Below are 20,193 nucleotides of genomic sequence, written 5' to 3' on the forward strand. Positions count from 1 at the left end.
TACATAAAAAGGCTGATTACGCTAATTTAACGGTTTTCTGCCTCCTAAAGTTGACAGAGACAATAAATCTAAAAAATTGAGCTCCACTATACTTTTAGGGTTAATGAAGCCAGAAATCCTACCTTTTGCCCCCGCTTTGCCAAGCCACTGGCAAGCTATTCTGAGGGGTGAAAAATCGCCCATTCAATCCCAAGAGGCTGTGCTGGCATGGGTTGAGCTCGACTTAGATGCAGATCTGCGTTTTAACAAGAGCCTTTTGCTGCTGACAGGGCGGCTTTTAATGTGGACTGATGGCCAACATTTCGAGTCTTGGGCGGTCAATGTAGAAGAGCACTTGCTTCATGGGGATCATGCGGGTGTCGGGCACTTAAGGCTCGAGCTAGCCAATAGTTTGAAAAGGGTTTGGTATTTCACTCTCGCAGTAAACCCCCAGGTATTGCGTCTTCAATCGTCTTTCAGAAAACTCACAAAGGATGGTCAGCAAAGCGAGACTGAACTCAGTGAGTACGACAAACAAGTTTGCCCAGTTTGCTTAAGTCCTAAGCCAGCAAACTCTGACGTTTGTCCAACGTGCGATCCTGAAGACGATAAACCGCCTTCAACTTGGACGCTTTTTAAGCTTTGGCGTTTTGCCAAGCCTTATCAAAACCAGTTATTACTCGGCTTTGTATTGACGCTACTTTCTACTGGGGCAACTTTAATCCCGCCATACCTTACGATGCCTTTAATGGATCATGTATTGATTCCATACGAGCGTGGTAATCCAATTGATTTCCATTTGGCGAGCATGTATTTGCTAGCGCTATTTGGTGCTGCAGTAGTTGCTTGGGGTCTTGGTTGGTGGAAAACATACTTACTTGCCTTGGTAAGCGAGCGTATTGGCGCTGACTTACGTAATACCACCTTTGAGCATTTACTGAAGCTCTCGCTGGAGTACTTTGGGGGCAAGCGCACTGGAGACTTGATAGCCCGCATTGGTGCAGAGACAGATCGTATCTGCGTCTTCCTATCCCTTTATGCGCTTGACTTTGCGACTGATGTCCTCATGATTACGATGACTGCGGCCATCTTGGTTTCGATTGATCCTTTGCTCGCATTAGTTACGTTAGCCCCTTTGCCATTTATCGTTTGGATGATTCATGTGGTACGCGATAAGTTGCGCTTTGGTTTTGAAAAGATTGATCGCATTTGGTCTGAGGTCACGAATATTTTGGCCGATACCATTCCAGGTATTCGTGTTGTTAAAGCATTCGCACAAGAAGATCGTGAGCTCAAACGTTTTATAGACTCCAACAAACACAATTTGCAAATCAATGATCGAGTCAATCGTGTGTGGGGATTGTTTTCACCGACAGTAACTTTGTTAACTGAGACTGGTTTGCTGGTGGTATGGGGTTTTGGTATTTGGCAGGTAGCTCATCAAAAAGTAACAGTGGGTGTTCTGATTGCTTTCCTTGCTTATATTGGTCGTTTCTATGTGCGCTTAGATTCTATGAGCCGCATTGTTTCGCACACACAAAAAGCGGCCGCTGGCGCCAAGCGTATCTTTGACATTCTTGATCACGTATCAAGTGTTCCCGAGCCAATCAATCCTGCTCCTTTGGGTCCTGTGCAGGGGCGAATCACAATGCGTGGCGTGGGTTTCCGTTATGGCAACCGCGCCGTATCCAAGGGAATCGATTTAGAAATCGCTCCCGGCGAAATGATTGGCTTGGTTGGCCATAGTGGCTCAGGTAAGAGCACCTTGGTGAACTTGATTTGCCGTTTCTATGATGTGAGTTCTGGTTCTATCGCATTAGATGGGCGTGATATTCGCAGTATTGGCATTGCCGACTATCGCAAGCGTATCGGATTGGTATTGCAAGAACCATTCTTGTTCTTTGGAACGATTGCGGAAAACATTGCATACGGCAAACCTGATGCAACTCGTGAGGAAATCATTGAAGCTGCGCGCGCTGCGCATGCCCATGAATTCATTTTGCGTTTGCCGCTAGGTTATGACTCACTAGTAGGTGAGCGTGGTCAGTCACTCTCTGGTGGCGAACGTCAACGTATATCAATTGCAAGAGCCTTGCTCATTAATCCAAGCATCTTGATCTTGGATGAAGCAACATCATCTGTGGACACTACTACCGAAAAAGAAATTCAGCGGGCTTTGGATAATCTGGTTAAAGGCCGCACAACTATTGCAATCGCGCACCGTCTCTCTACCTTGAGAAAGGCTGATCGCCTAGTAGTACTTGATAAAGGCGAGATCGTAGAGATTGGTTCTCACGAGCAGTTAATGGAAGCACAAGGCGCTTACTACACCTTGTATCAAGCCCAATTACGCCATGCTGCAGAGCTGGTTGAAGGCGGCGCCATTGGTGAAAGTTTGGAAGAATCTGCTGAAGAAAAACAAGAAGAGAAGCAAGAAGAGACATTGCAGGTGATCGCGAAAAATATTGGGGGAGGGGTATGACACAACACAACCCTGCCAATCAACTGCACCGTGATTCACTAGGTCGTTTAGTTTTTGTTGATGCAAAAGGTGTTTCACATATTGGTGTTCACCCAGTTAGAGCATTTCCAATTACGGCGCCTACTAGTGGCATTGGCATCATGAATCAATCAGGCAAAGAAGTTTGCTGGTATCCGAATGTTGCGGATATTCCTAAAGCAGAGCTTGTGCTGATCGAAGAAGAACTAGCCGCACGTGAATTTATGCCGGTGATTGAAAAGATCACAAGAGTTTCTACCTTTGCAACGCCTAGTATTTGGGATATTGAAACTGACCGCGGACCAACTCGGATTCGCTTGAAGGGCGAGGAAGATATCCGCAGAATCGCTGGCAATACACTTTTGATCGCTGATTCAAATGGCTTGCAGTTCTTAATCAAAGACTCAACCCAACTTGATAAGCTCAGCAAGAAGTTTTTGGACCGTTTCCGCTAGAATTTACTCAGCCAGGCCGCTTTAGCTCAGTTGGTAGAGCAGTTCATTCGTAATGAAAAGGTCGCCAGTTCGATTCCGGCAAGCGGCACCAAATAATCCTCACCTAAAATTATAAAAACAATAAAATCAATAAGTTACTGTGCTTATGGATTTCCTAATTAGCTTATCCGAACTTGTTGCATCGCAATAATATTAGGGTTATACTCTAAGTATTAACCCTTAAGGAGATTCAAATGACTGTATTGTTGAATATGATTAACCAGCTTTTTACTGAAAGCACAACTAGCCAAGAGCAGGCTCCCCGTCACTATGATTTCGACGGCGCTTACCGCGGCATGTAATTTAAAAATTACGAAATCAAAAAGGCCACCTTCGGGTGGCTTTTTTGTTTAGAAATTTCGCCCGCCCATGCAGATGAATTCAGTTAAATCACTCTTAATACCCCTAAATCCTAGAAGGATTTTAGAAGGGTAATCACTAGTGGGGTTTTGGGGGAATCTTGATTAACGTCAAGATTATCTTTAATCAAATGCTTAAAAATCACGTAACCCCTTTTTAGTGGGGTGATTTTTAAGAATCTATAAAAGTATAAATAGGAGATTTAAATGAGCGGTACGCAAACTACTGGGCCAATTGGAGGCCGTTGGTTTCAGCTACTAATCGGCATTATTTGTATGTCGATGATTGCTAACTTGCAGTATGGTTGGACCTTGTTTGTAAACCCAATTGATGCCAAGTTTGGTTGGGGTCGTGCAGCAATTCAAGTTGCATTCACGATTTTCGTATTGACCGAAACTTGGTTGGTGCCTATTGAAGGCTACCTCGTTGATAAATTTGGCCCACGTCCAGTAGTATTTGGCGGCGGTATCTTGTGCGGCCTCGGCTGGATGATGAATGCCCACGCTGAAACATTAACAATGCTCTACGTAGCAGCTGCTGTTAGTGGTGTTGGTGCAGGTGCTGTTTATGGCACATGCGTTGGTAATGCATTGAAATGGTTCCCAGATCGTCGTGGTTTGGCTGCTGGTATGACTGCGGCTGGCTTCGGTGCTGGTTCTGCATTGACTGTTATTCCAATTGCAAACATGATTGCTAACCAAGGCTACCAAGATGCTTTCTGGTATTTCGGTATCGGTCAGGGCGTAATCGTAGTAGTTCTCAGCTTGTTGCTTTCTAAGCCAGTTAAGAGCGCCATTACAAACGTTAAAGCAGCCGTTGTGCAGACACGTAAAGACTTCCGTCCAATGGAGATGGTGAAGCAGCCAGTATTCTGGATCATGTACATAATGTTCGTGATGGTTGCAGCTGGTGGCTTGATGGCTACTGCTCAGTTGGGCCCAATTGCTAAGGACTTCCAAATTGCTGGCGTAACAGTGAGCTTGATGGGCTTAGCATTACCAGCTTTGACATTTGCATTGACAGTTGATCGTGTATTGAACGGTTTGACACGTCCTTTCTTTGGTTGGGTATCTGACAAGATTGGTCGCGAGCAAACGATGACACTGTGCTTCACTTTTGAGTGCTTGGGTATTCTTGGTTTGTACTACCTCGGTCGTGATCCAGTGATGTTTGTTCTGTTGACTGGTTTAGTGTTCTTCGCATGGGGCGAGATCTATAGCTTGTTCCCATCAACCAATGCTGACACATTCGGCTCAACCTATGCAGCTGGTAACGCAGGCTTGCTCTACACAGCAAAAGGTACAGCATCTTTGCTCGTTCCATTGTCTAGCGTATTGGTAACTGCTACTGGTGGTTGGGAAGCGGTTTTCTGGGTTGCTAGTTTCTTGAACGGAACTGCTGCGATCTTGGCTTGGTTTGTATTGCGTCCAATGCGTCGCAAACTCATCGAGCGCTCTGCCAATATGTAATTTGGTTCATATACCAACAAAAAGGGGTCTTCGGACCCCTTTTTATTTGCCCAAAATGCAAAGTGAACCATAAGAAGAGGGCGACTGGTTAATTCAGATAAAATCTTCTCATCATGAATTTCCATAAAAACCGCTTCATTCACTGGATTGCCGCCATGGCAATTGCAATGAGTGCTCTTGCGCCAGCGGTTTCACAAGCGGTGTCACTTGCTAAGGGTGGTCACGGTTTAGCAATGGAAATCTGTTCTGCTGATGGTAGCAAGATGCGGTTGGATGTCCAGATTGATGATGAGGCTAGCAATTCCATGCAGCCTTGCCCATACTGCGTAACTCACGCCAACATCACACCAGCATTTAATACCAATCTCACTTTTGCAGCACCATCATCGTTTGCGTTGCTTCCAAAACTTTTCTATCAATCACCCAAGCCACTCTCTGTTTGGGTAACGCCTCCCTCAGCAGCACCTCCTACACAAGCCTAAATAAAACTTAGGGCATAGCCTAGCTATGTAATTGGCAACGATGTTGCCGAATATTGTGTGGAAAAGTAATGCGGTTACAGACGAAGAGAAATAGTGCAGTATTGGGTTTATTGCTGAGTTTGGCAATCATTAGTGTGTCGGCGCAGATTGCGCCACCACCTGATTATGATCAGAAATTAAAGAGCGTTACAGTTTCAGCAACACGCTCTGGTAGTGCTTTAGATGAAATCCCTCTTAACACCACTATTTTGACTAAAGAAGTATTAGAGGTAGCGCCCGACCAAACCATAGATCAAATATTAAAAAACGTGCCAGGCGTTGTTTTGAATGACACGCCTTACTATCAAAAAGATCCTACAGGCCAAAGCATTAATGTCCGAGGCCTTGGTAATGCTAGAACTCTAGTTTTAATTGATGGTCTGCCTGCTAATGATGCATTTTATGGGACGGTGCAATGGAATTTAGTTCCCATGTCTTCTATTGAGTCTGTGGAATTCATTCGAGGAGGGGTCTCCAGTTTATGGGGAAACTACGGAATGGGCGGAGTTATTAATATTAAGACTAAGACTCCAGTTAATAGTCAGCAAGAAGTTTCCGCCAGCATAGGATCCTATGGGACTGGAAATATAGCGGCATCAAAAGACCTGATGGCTTCAGACGCATTGCAGCTGAGGTTTTCTGCGGATTATTTTTCAACCGATGGTTATCAACAGATTGCAACCATATCTCCAGCATCACCCAATAGCATTAAAAATGGTCAAGGCCCGGCAAGTTCTCATAACTCTAATATGAGGCTGCAGGGTTACTTTAAAACCAGTCAAGATACCAATGGATTTTTTAGGGCAGGCTATCACACCATGTCCGATCTATCTTCAGGATATTCGTTTGCGTCCAATATCATGCAAGAAACTGATTTGGCTGCCGGTACTACAACTCGCTTAGATAATGAATCCAAGGTTGACGTCAATATCTTTTATGAAAATACTGGCTTCAATAAGCAAAATGGATCTACAACTACTAGTGCATCGAATGGAGTCCCATCTAATACGCCATATGTAAATGCAAACTACAAAGATCCTTATAGCACTGTTGGTGCGTCCGCATTGTTTACGAAAAAGCTAACGGGAGTGATCGATCAATATGTTGTTGGTGTTGATGCGCGCAATATTGCCGGCTCAAATTTTACAAATAACCTAAATAACAATGGTACTCTTGCGGCTGTAAATTACGCCCAGGGCCAGCAGACTTTTTACGGTTTGATGGGACAGCTAAAGTCAAACGCCGAATCATTCCCGCTTGAGACAACCTTGGCTGCCCGAATAGATCAATGGAATAGTCAAACCCCCACAAATTACAATACTGGCGCAAATGGCGCCAATCCAGTCTATCAAAATATCCCCAATCAAAGTAAGACGCAACTGAGTCCCACTTTGGGATTTTTGTATAAGCTGTCTAATAATTGGGATTTAAGATCGGCTGCCTATCAAGCTTTTCACGCGCCAGGCTTAAATAATACTCTCAGGTCATATGGATCGTCGACGGGTTTCAGTTTTGCCAACCCAAACCTTACCCCTGAGACGATGACGGGTTATGAAATTGGCACTGACTATCGATGGAAAGGTGGGTTTGTTCAATTAACCGGATTTAATAACTATATTCAGAGTGCAGTGGCTTCTTACTCTCTAAATAAAAATAGTGCCACCGATCAAGCCTTGGCAAAGCAACTATGCGGCGCTTCAGCTACCTGGACCGGTCAAAGCAATTATGGAATTTGCAATTCTTCAAGCTTAAGCTATTACACAAATAATCAGAATTTACTTAGCCAGGGCATTGAATTTCAGCTTCATCACGACATTAATTCTCAGTGGGCAGCAGATGCTAACTATTCCTTTACTAGTACGCAGCTAACTATGAGTGCCACCAGTGATCCGACGGGAAAGCAAATAGGAGGGGTGCCTCAGAATTTGCTGGGAGGAGGATTGACTTACTATCCGGTGCCGCAAGCCAGCTTAAGTGCGACATTGCGCTATGTTGGTAGTTCTTGGATGAATACCGCAAATACGTTACCAGTCCCGGCATACGCAGTTGTGGGGTTGCGTGCCAACTATGATTTGACAAAAAATGCGACTGTATATGCATCCGCTGTAAATTTATTTAATCGCCAATATATTACTTTTGGAACGGGCTCAAGCAATACAGGTTATGTTCTTGGTATGCCGCAATCTATTAATGTGGGCGCACGAGTTATTTTCTGATGAATACAAAATTGAATTCCATCTTTACTAAGTTTCTTTTGCTAGGTCTTGGGGGATTCTTCATCCTCCAGTCTGCGGTCGCTCAAACAGATCACTCATCTCATATGATGGATATTGCTCCAGCCAAGCCGGCGGCTTGTGCTGGGTCTGGCTTAGAGTGCGCCAATGCTGCGACTCCATTCTTCATGGCTGACAGCAGCTTGTTATTAGCTTGGACTGCAGGTGGTGTAGTTTCAGTTGCGCAGTCAGGGGACAAGGGAAAAACATTTTCATCCCCAGTGGCTATTGCTCAACACGGTAAGTCCTTGGATTCAGGTGCTGATGCTAGGCCGCAAATTGTTGCTAATTCCAACGGTCAAGTATTTTTAGCTTATGCCTTTTTTAAGGACTCCAATTGGAATGCGCAAATCAATACCTCAGTTTCAAATGATGGAGGTAAGATATTCTCAACGCCAAACTCTTTGGTAAATGACTCCTCTAGCCAGAGATTTCCATCTGTATTAGTTCAACCGGATAACAAGATTTTTGTAGCATGGATTGATAAGCGTTTAGTGGCTGATGCTAAAAAGGCGGGGCAGCAACGCCTGGGCGGATCTATTGCATATGCATTCTCTGAAGATGGTGGGGTGACTTTTGCTCCAGAAAGAATTGCTAACGAATCAAGTTGCGAGTGTTGTCGAATCGGCGTAAGTGGGGATCCTAAGGGTGGGGTGGGAATTGTCTACCGTGCAATCTTTCCTGGCGGCGTACGGGATCATGCAAGCCAAATCATTACATCATCTGGGTCTGGGCAAATTCGTCGCGTCTCAAATGATGGGTGGAAGACAGATGCTTGCCCACATCATGGGCCGACTATCGCCATCTCCGATTCAGGAAAGATACATGTTGCCTGGTTTACTCAAGGAAGTGCTCGTTCTGGAGTGTTTTACGCAAGCTCCGTTAATCAGGGCGAGGCATACACAAGGCCGCAACGTATTGGGGCTGTAGATGCGAATATCTCAAGACCATATCTACTGGCGGTGGGTAAATCCATTTGGTTGGTGTGGAAAGAATTTGATGGGGTGCGTACATCAATCCACCTAAAGAAATCATTTGATGATGGAAAGACTTGGTCTGTGCCAGTAATGGTTTCTAGTACAACTGGCTATAGCGATCATCCACTCCTATTAAACCAAGACGATGAGGTATATCTATCTTGGCTTACTCGTGAAGATGGTTACCAATTGATTCCATTAAACTCAAGATAATGAAAAAGCTCCTTCTACTAATTTCCTTGATGTGTATTTTTATTCAATCAGGGTTGGCGCAAAACAATTCCATCAAGAATTACCAAAAAGGGGATTGGAAGGCGGTAACCAAGCCTTATGTTGGTCAAGCAGTAGTGATTCACTTTTGGGGTGTTACTTGCGCTCCTTGCGCTAAAGAGATGCCGCAATGGGGGAAGTTTCTTGCTCAAAATAAGAACGCGAAAGTTATTTTTATACAGGTCGACGATGTTTCTCCCGATAGCGCCTCTAAGATGATGTCATCTGGCGGTCTTGCTGGGGCCAATGCTTATACATTAGCGTCACCATTCGATGATGCTTTGCGCTACGAGATTGATGCCAAGTGGCGAGGTGAAACACCAATGACATTACTTATCGATAAGAATGGCAAAGTGATTCGGAAAACAGGCACTATGGATTTCGATAAATTAAAACAATGGTATTTAGTCAGCACTTAAGTTGGCTGGCAAGATAAAGAATTCTTAAGGAGAATGTAATGAAACAATTTTTAGTAAAAGTGATTGCTAGTGGCGTTCTTGGTTTTGCAGTATTAGGCATCTCAATGGCGCAGGGCGTTACAAAAACTGTTAAAACAGATGCAATCAAAATTGAGGGTGCCTATACCCGTGCTACTGCACCTGGTCAGCAAGTGGCCGGTGGTTTTATGAAAATCGATAACAAGGGCAATACTACTGATCAACTGTTATCCGCAAGTTCGCCTGCGGCAGGTGAGGTGCAATTACACGAAATGACCATGGATGGCAATGTCATGAAAATGCGTCAAGTAAAAGATATTGCCGTTCCTGCTGGTGGTTCTGTTGAGTTAAAGCCAGGTGGATATCACTTAATGTTCTTGAATCTCAAAGGCCCATTTGCTGCTGGGCAAACGGTTCCAGTGAAACTGAAATTTGCAAAGGCAGGTGAGTTGGAAGTGAAGTTGCCTGTAAATGAAGTTGGTGCTCAACATAGTCACTAAGAGCTATTGGCATTGAGATTGCCTTAAATAAAAAAGCCCCTAGTTTTACCTAGGGGCTATGTTTTTGGACCTCTGTTGTTTGCTTATAGATCCAAGTTCAAGTCTGTAACCGCACCTTTACTTGCTGTGCTCGCCAACTTGGCGTACTTAGCTAGCAAGCCGCGGGTATAACGTGGCTTAGGTTGCTTCCATGCGGCGCGACGCTTAGCGATTTCTTCATCGCTCACATTGAGCTGGATTAAGAGCTTGTGTGCATCGATAGTTACTGAATCACCCTCGTTGATGAGTGCAATGGTGCCTCCAACATAAGCTTCTGGGGCAACGTGACCAACCACCATACCCCATGTGCCACCAGAGAAGCGACCATCGGTAATGAGGCCTACAGATTCACCTAAGCCTTGACCCACTAGGGCAGATGTGGGTGCAAGCATCTCACGCATACCGGGACCACCTTTAGGACCTTCGTAGCGAATCACAACGATGTCACCATCTTTAATCTTCTGCGCCATGATGGCAGCCATCGCGTCATCTTCAGAATCAAATACACGGGCTGGGCCGGTAATGGAGGGGTTCTTGAGGCCGGTAATTTTGGCAACGCAACCTTCCGGAGAGATATTGCCCTTCAAGATTGCTAAGTGGCCTTGCTTATACAAAGGATTGTCTAAAGTGCGAATTACCTTTTGATCGGCACGTGGTACGGATGGAACATCTTTTAATACTTCAGCAATGGTTTTGCCAGTGATTGTCATGCAATCGCCATGCAATAAGCCACCATCTAACAAAATCTTCATCACTTGTGGGATGCCACCAGCTTGATGTAAATCTGTTGCAAGGTAAGTGCCGGACGGTTTCATGTCAACGATGACGGGAACGCGTTTACGAATACGTTCAAAGTCATCAATCGTCCATTCAATTTCTGCTGCGCTAGTAATTGCCAAGAAATGCAATACCGCATTCGTAGATCCACCAACCGCCATGATGACGCTCACCGCATTCTCAATGGATTTTTTGGTGATGATGTCGCGTGGACGTAAATTATTTTTAATGGCTTCAACTAATACGCGTGCAGATTCAGCAGCGCTCGCCACCTTCTCGGCATCTTCATTAGCCATAGTGGAAGAGTAGGGAAGGCTCATGCCTAGGGCTTCAAAGGCTGAACTCATTGTGTTGGCGGTATACATGCCGCCGCAAGAGCCGCTACCTGGGCAAGCGTGTTGCTCAACACCCTTCAAGTCTTCTTCAGTCATTCTGCCGGAGGTAAATTCACCAACCGCCTCGAATGCGGAAACAATATTTAGATCTTTGCCTTTGTAATGGCCTGGTTTAATGGTGCCACCGTAAACATAAATTGCTGGAACATTGGTGCGGGCAATCGCCATCATGCCGCCTGGCATATTCTTATCGCAACCACCAACCACTACTACACCGTCTTGCCATAAACCATTGACACAAGTTTCAATGCTATCGGCAATCACTTCACGAGACACGAGTGAATACTTCATGCCCTCGGTGCCCATGCCGATACCATCGGATACTGTTGGAGTGCCGAACATTTGCGCCTTGGCGCCAGCTTCTTCGAGGGCAGTGACTGCTGCATCAGTTAGTTTTTGTAAACCGCTGTTGCATGGAGTAATAGTGGAGTGGCCATTAGCAACTCCAACCATAGGCTTGGAGAAATCCTTTTCTTGATAGCCCATCGCGTAATACATCGAGCGGTTGGGTGCGCGAGCAACTCCCTCAGTGACCATACGAGAGCGTTCATTAAGGCGTTTCATGCAAGTTACTCCAAAAAAGGGTTGTTTCGAAAGGCTCTATTGTGCCGTGATATATCAAATGCCGTATTTCTGGGGTGGATATTGGAGTCGACTTCTGTATGCTGCGTTGCAATATCAAATCCCAGGAAATATTGCTGTTTGGCAGTAAATATTAGCCTGATAGCTAATAGCCTTATCAAATTTGCTGCAGTACATTTACCTACAGAATATTTTTTCCTTTGAATTCAATGACTAAAGTCGGCCACGTTTACCTGATTGATGATGATGAGTCTATGCGCTTATCTCTCACTAGGATGTTGCGAGAGCTGGGCTATCTCGTAGAGGATTACGCCTCTGCAAGTGTATTTTTAGAGAAATCCGTTCCGGTATCCCCAGCCGTTATCTTGTTAGATATGCAAATGCCAGATATGACCGGCTTAGATTTGCAAGAAGCGCTTCTGAAACTGGGTCGCAAGACACCCATCGTCTTTGTAAGCGGTCAAAGCCACCCTCATCAAATTGTGCAAGGGCTTAAGAAAGGTGCACTCGATTTTCTATTTAAGCCCTTTAATTTAGAGGAGCTATTAAAGGCGGTAGCAGATGCTGTTGATTTTGATAGTCGTCAACTAAGGCGTGTTTCTCTTGATGTGGAAACAAAACGTGATTATGAAAAGCTGACGCCCAGGGAGAGGGAGGTCTGTGCTTGGTTGGTAAAGGGGCTGTTAAATAAAGATATCGCCGTCAAGCTAGGGACTACAGATGCCACGATTAAGGTGCACAAGGCTAGGGTGATGGAAAAGATGCATGCGGAATCGCTACAGACCTTAGTCAAGAAGTACTTGGAGTCCGATCTTGAAAACCACCCCCTGACCGTCTGAAGCCAACAATTGTCTATACGGCTAATTACTTCTGTGCCATTATCGGATTAGTATCAAATATATTAAATTCAACAAAATTGATTCTGGCAAGTGAACACACCAAACAAACTTCCTGAAATTAAAAAAGAGGCCTTTACCAAGGCTCGAGAAAGTCTTGGTCTAAGCACTAAAGAATTATCTGTAATGGCATGTTTATCTGTTCGTCAAATCGAACAAATTGAGAATGGCGAGACCGACACTTTTTATGGTCCTCAAGTAAAGGTAACTGCCGCAAAAAAAGTGGCAGGCTTACTAAAGCTTAAAGAAGAAGATGCTTTTGATTTTGGAGCGGTGGCATCGAATAAAGCAGAGGCTAATGAAGAAGCAAAAGAAGAAGTTAAAGAAGAATCCGAAGAGGAGGCTAAGGATTCAGAAAAAGTAGCCAAGGAAGTTCAAGTTACTGATGCGGAGTCATCAGGGTCGGTTAAGACAAGCGATCTTAAAAAAGCAGATGACGCAAGAAAATTTGCACCATCTCAACAAGCGATTAATCAAAGTACCCAAAGTTCCACCTCAAAAAATCCAAAGAGAAAGTTGTATATTCTTGGAGGTATTGCTGTGGCACTCGTTTTTTCAATCATTAATTTGCGCCCATCATTTTTCCCAGAGGTGGTTAAAGAAGAAGTGGTGGTTGTAGAGCAAACTCAAGCAACAACCTCCTCTGATACGCCTGCCGATCCTAAAGCTGCATCACCAAGCACTCCGGAACCCGTTGCGGCCGCCGCTACGCCTACTCCAGTCTCGGCCCAAGCTCCTGTGGCAGCGCCACCAACAGAGTGTCCGCCTGCAGATACCGCAGCGGTGAGTTACAGACCGGACGCACCTAAAAAGGCGGGAGATATGGTGTATTTGCAATCAAAGACTGCGCAAACGGTTTGTGTTGTTGATGCGAGCGGCAAGACTCAAAATAAAACGCTAGAGCCTGGAGTGGGGGTAAGTATTTATGGGAAGCCACCATTGAAGGTGTTAACTTCAGGTGCGGCCCAAGTAGATATCTATTATCAAGGTGTAAAAGTACGCCCATCTAATATCGCTGCAAAGAATATTCTTTTGGAGCCGGCTGAAATCATTCAGCCATTGGCTCCCGCAGATTCCCAGTTTCGTTGAAACTGGCTACTTCAGTCTAAGCTAGATCCTTAGACCGCAGATTCGTTTGTTTCGCCAGTGCGAATACGAATTACTTGCTCAACCGGGGTGATGAAGATTTTTCCATCACCAATCTTGCCAGTGCGTGCAGCTTTGGTAATTGCTTCAATAGCCGCTTCAACACGATCGCCTGGAACAACGGCTTCAACTTTTACTTTAGGTAAGAAGTCGACAACATATTCAGCGCCACGATAGAGCTCGGTATGACCTTTTTGACGACCAAAACCCTTAACTTCAGTAACGGTAAGGCCAGTGACGCCAACTTCAGCTAGCGCTTCGCGAACTTCATCGAGTTTGAACGGTTTAATGATTGATGTAATGAGTTTCATGTATTCCCCCTAATGCAGTAATCATACCTAGAACTGGAAAGAAGTGCCAAATTTGACCTTCTATGAGCACTTTAGGCTCTAAATTGGGATGTGATGGGGTAGCGCCAGTCGCGACCAAAAGCGCGGGTGGTAACGCGCACCCCGGGCGGCGCTTGACGACGTTTGTATTCGTTCAGCTTAATCAAGCGCGTTACTTTTTCTACGCTTTCAACATCATAGCCAGCAGCAATAATCTGGGAGATAGATTGGTTCTGCTCCATATAGCGCTCAACAATGCCATCGAGCACTTCATATGACGGTAGGCTATCTTGATCTTTTTGATCGGGGCGCAATTCTGCTGAAGGTGCACGCGTCAGAATACGCTCTGGAATGATTGGTGCAATGCTATTGCGATAAGCGCATAAACGATAAACCAAAGTCTTGGCAATATCTTTGATGACTGCAAAGCCACCAGCCATATCGCCGTAGAGAGTGCAGTAGCCGACAGCCATTTCGCTCTTGTTGCCGGTGGTTAATACTAGGCGTCCAGTTTTATTCGAAAGCGCCATCAGTAGGGTGCCGCGTACACGCGCTTGAATATTCTCTTCAGTGGCATCTACTGGCAAGCCTTTAAATTGCTCCGCCAAAGAAGATTCCAGTGCATCGACAGGCCCACTAATCGGAATTTCATCGTATTGCACGCCTAAGTTCTGAGCCATCTCCCTGGCATCAATCCAGGAGATGTCTGCCGTATAGCGTGAAGGCATCATGACTGTGCGTACTTTATCAGCGCCAAGCGCATCAACTGCAATAGCGAGCACTAAGGCAGAGTCAACCCCACCAGATAGGCCAATAATCACACCCGGGAAGCGGTTCTTATTCACGTAATCGCGCACACCCAAAACGAGAGCTTGATAAGCCTGTGCTTCTACGCTTTGGGTTGGGGTAATGGATCCAGATTCAAGTTCGGCGGCTGCATTGACATTGACCAAGCCAAGACTAGACTCAAACTGTGGCATTGCCATAGCCACTTCGCCTTTGCTGTTTAAGGCAAATGAGCCTCCATCAAATACCAACTCATCTTGACCACCAACGGCATTGACATATACCAAAGGCATTTTGGTTTGCGCAATATGACTGCGCAAGACATCGATACGCAATGCTTCTTTCTGGAGATGGTAGGGTGATGCGTTAGGTACCAATAGTATTTGTGCGCCAGCAGCGTGCGCTTGTTTTGCCGGACCGGCATGCCAAGCGTCTTCACACAAAATCACGCCATATGAAATGCCATTACATTCAAATACACATGCTTCATTTCCGGGTACGAAGTAGCGCACTTCATCAAATACTTCATGGTTGGGTAATTCTTGCTTGGCGTAACCCGCAATCACTTTGCCATTGCGCAGCACGGAAGCATAGTTCTGCAAACCATTTTCAGTTTGTTTTGGATGTCCCACTATGACCGAGAGGTCTGGAAATTGCGCTAGTGACTTTGAGAGAGATTCCAGCTCATGCGCAGCCGCTTCAATAAAAGCAGGGCGCAGCAATAAGTCTTCTGGAGGGTAGCCAGTAAGCGAGAGCTCTGGGGTAACAAGAAGCTTGGCGCCTTTGGTGCTGGCTTCTTGAGCGGCTTTGAGAATGAGCTGCGCATTGCCAGTCAAATCACCCAGTAATGGGTTGATTTGGGCTAGGGCGATGGTTTGCGCGCTCACTCCGAATCACAAAGCCTTTTAGTGTTAGCGAATTAAGCGTTTTCTTTGTTGTAACGCTCAATCCCCTCCAGAATTTCTTTATGAGCATCGGCAACACCACCCCAGCCTTTAACTTTGACCCATTTACCTTTTTCGAGATCTTTGTAGTGCTCGAAGAAGTGTTGAATCTGATTCAAACGCAATGGGTTCATATCTTCTGGTTTTTGCCAGTGGGTGTAGATCGGCAAAATCTTGTCTTCTGGAACGGCCAACAATTTTGCATCTTGACCTGCTTCATCTTCCATCATCAAGATGCCAATCGCGCGGCAACTTACAACAACACCTGGAATGAGTGGGAATGGAGTAATCACGAGAACGTCAACAGGGTCGCCATCACCAGCAATGGTTTTGTTGATGTAGCCATAGTTACATGGGTAGTGCATAGAAGTGCCCATGAAGCGATCGACAAAAATAGCGCCACTCTCTTTATCAACTTCATACTTGATTGGATCCGCATTCATTGGGATTTCAATAATGACGTTAAAGCTCTCAGGGATCTTTTTACCTGGCTTGACGTTGTCGAGACTCATAAATACTCCGAATAGTGATTAGTAAATACCCTGATCCTCGAGAGGGGTCTCAGGGGTAATTCTGCTACATACTGGTACAGCTTAAAGACCATAGTTTAAAGCCTTCGCAAACCTGGTCGACCTAAGCGCTAGTAGATACAAAACAATAAAGACTAACTTTAGGGAGTTCAAGCATGACTAATGTCACTTTAGGCTTGTATTTTGCCTTGGCATGCGGTGTCCTAGCCGTGATTTACGGTTTTGTGATGCGCAGCTGGATTTTGAAGCAAAGTACGGGCAACGCCAAAATGCAAGAAATTGCAGAGGCGATTCAGCAGGGCGCGGCAGCTTATTTATCGCGTCAATATAAAACGATTGCCATTGTGGGAATAGTCCTCACTATTTTGATGGCGCTCTTTTTGGATCTTGCAACCGCAATCGGCTTTGTAGTCGGTGCAGTTCTTTCCGGTGCATGTGGTTTTATCGGCATGAACGTTTCAGTACGCGCTAATGTGCGCACTGCTGAAGCCGCAACCAAGGGAATGAATGAAGCGCTTAATGTCGCATTTAAAGGTGGCGCTATTACTGGCATGCTAGTGGTAGGTCTCGGGCTCCTAGGTGTTGGCCTATTCTTTATGTTCTTAGTTTCAATTGGCGCTGGACAAGACCTTTCTTCTGTCTTGCATCCATTAATTGGTTTGGCTTTTGGATCTTCTCTCATTTCTATCTTCGCCCGTTTGGGTGGCGGCATCTTCACTAAAGGTGCTGACGTAGGTGCCGACTTGGTTGGTAAAGTTGAAGCAGGTATTCCAGAGGATGATCCACGCAACCCAGCAGTGATTGCCGATAACGTTGGTGATAACGTTGGTGATTGCGCAGGTATGGCTGCCGACTTATTTGAAACTTATGCAGTGACACTGATTGCCACAATGGTCCTGGGATCTTTGATGGTCTCTGGTGCGCCAGTGGCAGCAATCATTTACCCACTCGTTCTTGGTGGTGTATCGATCATTGCTTCCATCGTTGGCTGCTCTTTTGTTAAAGCAAGTCCTGGTATGAAGAATGTGATGCCAGCACTGTACAAAGGTTTGATCATTGCTGGCGGTTTGTCATTAGTTGCTTTCTACTTTGTGACGAACTTTGTGATGCCTGATGATGCTCTGGGTATTCCAGGTAGCCAGTGGCGCTTGTTTGGCTCAACTGTCGTAGGCCTCTTGTTGACCGCAGCATTGGTATGGATTACCGAGTACTACACAGGCACTCAATTTAAGCCAGTGCAACACATTGCTGAAGCATCCACTAAAGGTCACGGCACAAACATTATTGCTGGCTTGGGTATTTCGATGAAGTCGACTGCTTATCCAGTGTTATTTGTTTGTGCAGCGATTTTTGCCGCTTACTGGTTAGCTGGTTTGTACGGTATTGCAGTAGCCGCTACATCCATGTTGTCCATGGCAGGTATTGTGGTTGCGCTTGATGCGTACGGCCCAATTACTGATAACGCTGGTGGTATTGCAGAAATGGCTGGATTGCCACAAGCCGTTCGTGATATTACAGACCCATTGGATGCTGTTGGTAATACAACCAAAGCGGTTACCAAAGGTTACGCGATTGGTTCTGCTGGTTTAGCTTCATTAGTGCTCTTCGCAGATTACACCCATGCATTAGAGGGTATTGGTCAGCAAGTGTCCTTTGATCTATCCAATCATATGGTGATTATTGGTCTCTTTATTGGCGGCATGATTCCTTACTTGTTTGGTGCGATGGCGATGGAAGCGGTTGGCCGTTGCGCAGGTGCTGTGGTTGAGGAAGTGCGTCGTCAGTTCCGTGATATCCCAGGCATCATGTCTGGCACTGCAAAGCCTGAGTATGGCAAGGCCGTGGATATGCTCACCTCAGCTGCCATTAAGGAAATGATCGTTCCTTCCTTATTGCCAGTAGTTGCTCCAATCGTTGTTGGTCTCTTATTAGGACCTGCTGCATTGGGTGGCCTATTGATGGGTACCATCGTGACCGGTTTATTCGTTGCGATCTCGATGTGTACTGGTGGTGGCGCTTGGGATAATGCTAAGAAATATATCGAAGAAGGTAATTTCGGTGGCAAAGGTTCCGAGGCGCACAAAGCGGCTGTTACTGGCGATACTGTAGGCGACCCCTACAAAGATACCGCTGGTCCAGCAGTGAACCCATTGATTAAGATCATCAACATTGTTGCCTTGCTCATCGTTCCATTGCTACCAGTAATTACACGTTAAGCACGCATTAAGCAATGCGCAACTGAAATAGTTGTAACAAACAAAAACGCCTAGCAATGCTAGGCGTTTTTTTATTTGATCTATTGACATGGAGTAGTTCAATGAACTACTATGGCGTTAATGGATTTTGAATGGGATCTGGCCAAAAGTAATGCTTGCCGGAACTCTCGAAATTTTGATTTTGCATATGTAATAGCAATTTTTGTAGATCCTACTTTGCTTGTGGAGCATGATCAGCGTTGGGATTATGGTGAGGAACGATTCAGAGCTCTAGGTATCGTAGAGGGCAAGGTTTACGTTGTTGTGTTTACTAGAAGGGATAAAGCTATCCGAATCATTTCGGCTAGAAGGGCAAATGGTATGGAGGTCAAGCGATATGAAAAAAATAGTTCGAGTCAGCGTTGATTTAAATAATCCCAAAAGTTTCCCTAAAGGTTTCATCAATAAAAAATTGGTGGAAGCGACTACTGAGCGTCTTATTAAATTACATCAACAGGAGGATGATGCTGAAGCAATGCAAGACGCTGCGAAATATGCAAAACGAGTTCGTGAGCGCATAGGTTTGTCACAGCAAGAATTTTCAAATCGAATAGAGGTTTCCTTGGAGACAATTCGAAATTGGGAACAAGGCAAGAGATGTCCCACGGGTGCCGCTAAAGCATTGCTAAAAATACTTGATCGTGCACCAGAAGTCGCACTGTTGGCACTGGGTATTTAATCAGCTAAAACAAAAACGCCCAGCATTGCTAGGCGTTTTTTATTGCACAACAGAATTGCTTTTTAAGAAAGTGACTCTAGATAACGTTGTGCATCTAGGGCAGCCATGCAACCTGTGCCAGCGCTCGTGATCGCTTGACGATAGATATGATCTTGTACGTCCCCAGCCGCAAACACACCGGGGATGTTGGTAGCAGTAGCGTTGCCCTCTAATCCTGAGTGGGTCTTGAGGTAGCCGTTGTTCATATCCAATTGACCAACGAATAGTTCGGTATTAGGCTTGTGGCCAATAGCAATAAAGGCGCCAGTAACGGCGATATCTTCAGTGCTGCCATCTTGTTTTTTGATGCGCACACCAGTTACGCCTTTTTCATCGCCAAGAACCTCATCAAGAGTGGAATTCAATTTCAATTCCACTTTTCCTTCAGCAACTTTTGCCATTAAGCGATCATTGAGGATTGGCTCGGCGCGGAATTTGTCGCGACGATGAATGACAGTTACTTTCCTGGCAATGCCGGTGAGGTAGAGCGCTTCTTCAACGGCGGTATTGCCACCACCCACAACGCAGACATCTTGATTGCGATAGAAGAAGCCATCACAAGTTGCGCAGCCAGATACACCGCGACCCATGAATGCTTCCTCGCTTGGTAAGCCAATGTATTGAGCAGAAGCGCCAGTGCAAATAATTAACGCATCACAGGTATAGGTTCCAGCGTCACCAACGAGGCGAATTGGCTTCTCTTTGAGAGCAGCCGTATGAATATGGTCAAAAATGATTTCGGTGTTGAAATGCTCAGCATGCTTTAAAAAGCGATCCATCAACTCTGGACCTTGTACCCCATTAGGGTCTGCGGGCCAGTTTTCAACGTCAGTAGTGGTCATTAATTGACCTCCTTGAGCTAGGCCGGTAATGAGGGTGGGCTTGAGATTGGCTCGGGCGGCATAAACCGCAGCTGTATAGCCTGCAGGACCGGATCCGAGGATGAGAACTTTGTAGTGTTTTGGGGTATTTGTAGTCATACCCAAATTATAGAATTGCTTGTTTACAATCGGTAG

General features: G+C 45.4%; 18 protein-coding genes and 1 tRNA gene. 14 read left to right on the top strand and 5 right to left on the bottom strand.

Features of this window, described 5'->3' with window-relative positions; genetic code table 11:
• The first annotated feature begins 103 nt into the window (after positions 1–103).
• From DCO17_RS03995 to DCO17_RS04035, 9 genes are all read left to right on the top strand, one after another.
• Complete coding sequence (locus DCO17_RS03995; RefSeq protein WP_173955506.1) at positions 104–2,461, top strand: cyanophycin metabolism-associated ABC transporter; 2,358 nt, start codon at positions 104–106, stop codon at positions 2,459–2,461.
• Positions 2,458–2,934, top strand: a complete 477-nt coding sequence (locus DCO17_RS04000; RefSeq protein WP_173955507.1) for a cyanophycin metabolism-associated DUF1854 family protein — start codon at positions 2,458–2,460, stop codon at positions 2,932–2,934. The genes DCO17_RS03995 and DCO17_RS04000 overlap by 4 nt, the downstream gene beginning before the upstream one ends.
• Before the next feature lie 15 nt (positions 2,935–2,949).
• Positions 2,950–3,025: transfer RNA gene (locus DCO17_RS04005), tRNA-Thr, on the top strand.
• Between the two features lie 514 nt (positions 3,026–3,539).
• Positions 3,540–4,802 (top strand): oxalate/formate MFS antiporter, encoded by a 1,263-nt coding sequence (gene oxlT / locus DCO17_RS04010; RefSeq protein ID WP_173955508.1) that lies wholly within the window; start codon positions 3,540–3,542, stop codon positions 4,800–4,802.
• Between the two features lie 113 nt (positions 4,803–4,915).
• Positions 4,916–5,284: a DUF2946 family protein gene (locus tag DCO17_RS04015; protein ID WP_173955509.1), complete on the top strand. Its 369-nt coding sequence runs from the start codon at positions 4,916–4,918 to the stop codon at positions 5,282–5,284.
• A 68-nt stretch (positions 5,285–5,352) separates the two neighbouring features.
• The gene (locus DCO17_RS04020) at positions 5,353–7,539 is read left to right on the top strand and encodes a TonB-dependent receptor (protein WP_173955510.1); all 2,187 of its coding nucleotides are present in this window, start codon (positions 5,353–5,355) and stop codon (positions 7,537–7,539) included.
• Positions 7,539–8,786 carry a sialidase family protein gene (locus DCO17_RS04025; protein WP_173955511.1) on the top strand — a complete coding sequence of 416 codons (1,248 nt, stop codon included), beginning with the start codon at positions 7,539–7,541 and terminating at the stop codon, positions 8,784–8,786. The genes DCO17_RS04020 and DCO17_RS04025 overlap by 1 nt, the downstream gene beginning before the upstream one ends.
• A complete protein-coding gene (locus DCO17_RS04030) occupies positions 8,786–9,262 on the top strand; it encodes a TlpA family protein disulfide reductase (protein ID WP_173955512.1) in 477 nt (158 codons plus the stop codon). The genes DCO17_RS04025 and DCO17_RS04030 overlap by 1 nt, the downstream gene beginning before the upstream one ends.
• Before the next feature lie 38 nt (positions 9,263–9,300).
• Positions 9,301–9,780, top strand: a complete 480-nt coding sequence (locus tag DCO17_RS04035; RefSeq protein WP_173955513.1) for a copper chaperone PCu(A)C — start codon at positions 9,301–9,303, stop codon at positions 9,778–9,780.
• An 83-nt stretch (positions 9,781–9,863) separates the two neighbouring features.
• On the opposite strand, the gene ilvD is transcribed toward DCO17_RS04035, so the two are convergent.
• Positions 9,864–11,555 carry a dihydroxy-acid dehydratase gene (gene ilvD / locus DCO17_RS04040; RefSeq protein WP_173955514.1) on the bottom strand — a complete coding sequence of 564 codons (1,692 nt, stop codon included), beginning with the start codon at positions 11,553–11,555 and terminating at the stop codon, positions 9,864–9,866.
• A gap of 227 nt (positions 11,556–11,782) precedes the next feature.
• On the opposite strand from ilvD, the gene DCO17_RS04045 reads away from it, so the two are divergent.
• Positions 11,783–12,412 (top strand): response regulator transcription factor, encoded by a 630-nt coding sequence (locus DCO17_RS04045; protein ID WP_173955515.1) that lies wholly within the window; start codon positions 11,783–11,785, stop codon positions 12,410–12,412.
• Between the two features lie 90 nt (positions 12,413–12,502).
• A complete protein-coding gene (locus DCO17_RS04050; protein WP_173955516.1) occupies positions 12,503–13,558 on the top strand; it encodes a helix-turn-helix domain-containing protein in 1,056 nt (351 codons plus the stop codon).
• Positions 13,559–13,587: 29 nt separating this feature from the next.
• Here DCO17_RS04050 and DCO17_RS04055 read toward each other — a convergent pair whose 3' ends face one another.
• The 3 genes from DCO17_RS04055 to ppa all read right to left on the bottom strand — a co-directional run bounded on the left by DCO17_RS04055 (position 13,588) and on the right by ppa (position 16,186).
• Positions 13,588–13,926, bottom strand: coding sequence for a P-II family nitrogen regulator (locus DCO17_RS04055; protein ID WP_173955517.1), 339 nt, complete (start codon positions 13,924–13,926; stop codon positions 13,588–13,590).
• Between the two features lie 71 nt (positions 13,927–13,997).
• Positions 13,998–15,617: an NAD+ synthase gene (locus DCO17_RS04060; protein WP_173955518.1), complete on the bottom strand. Its 1,620-nt coding sequence runs from the start codon at positions 15,615–15,617 to the stop codon at positions 13,998–14,000.
• Between the two features lie 32 nt (positions 15,618–15,649).
• On the bottom strand, positions 15,650–16,186 hold the full coding sequence (gene ppa, locus DCO17_RS04065; protein WP_173955519.1) for an inorganic diphosphatase: 537 nt from the start codon (positions 16,184–16,186) through the stop codon (positions 15,650–15,652).
• 173 nt (positions 16,187–16,359) lie between these two features.
• On the opposite strand from ppa, the gene DCO17_RS04070 reads away from it, so the two are divergent.
• The 3 genes from DCO17_RS04070 (at position 16,360) to DCO17_RS10475 (ending at position 19,138) form a co-directional block, all read left to right on the top strand.
• A complete protein-coding gene (locus tag DCO17_RS04070; protein WP_173955520.1) occupies positions 16,360–18,420 on the top strand; it encodes a sodium-translocating pyrophosphatase in 2,061 nt (686 codons plus the stop codon).
• Positions 18,421–18,531: 111 nt separating this feature from the next.
• Positions 18,532–18,825, top strand: a complete 294-nt coding sequence (locus DCO17_RS04075) for a BrnT family toxin (protein WP_254598812.1) — start codon at positions 18,532–18,534, stop codon at positions 18,823–18,825.
• Positions 18,797–19,138, top strand: coding sequence for a helix-turn-helix domain-containing protein (locus tag DCO17_RS10475; protein ID WP_173955521.1), 342 nt, complete (start codon positions 18,797–18,799; stop codon positions 19,136–19,138). The genes DCO17_RS04075 and DCO17_RS10475 overlap by 29 nt, the downstream gene beginning before the upstream one ends.
• Positions 19,139–19,200: 62 nt before the next feature.
• Here the strand turns inward: DCO17_RS10475 and trxB are convergent, their stop codons facing one another.
• Positions 19,201–20,157, bottom strand: coding sequence for a thioredoxin-disulfide reductase (gene trxB, locus DCO17_RS04085; RefSeq protein ID WP_173955522.1), 957 nt, complete (start codon positions 20,155–20,157; stop codon positions 19,201–19,203).
• Positions 20,158–20,193: the final 36 nt, after the last annotated feature.

The organism is Polynucleobacter tropicus, from assembly GCF_013307225.1.
GTDB classification, from domain to species: domain Bacteria; phylum Pseudomonadota; class Gammaproteobacteria; order Burkholderiales; family Burkholderiaceae; genus Polynucleobacter; species Polynucleobacter tropicus.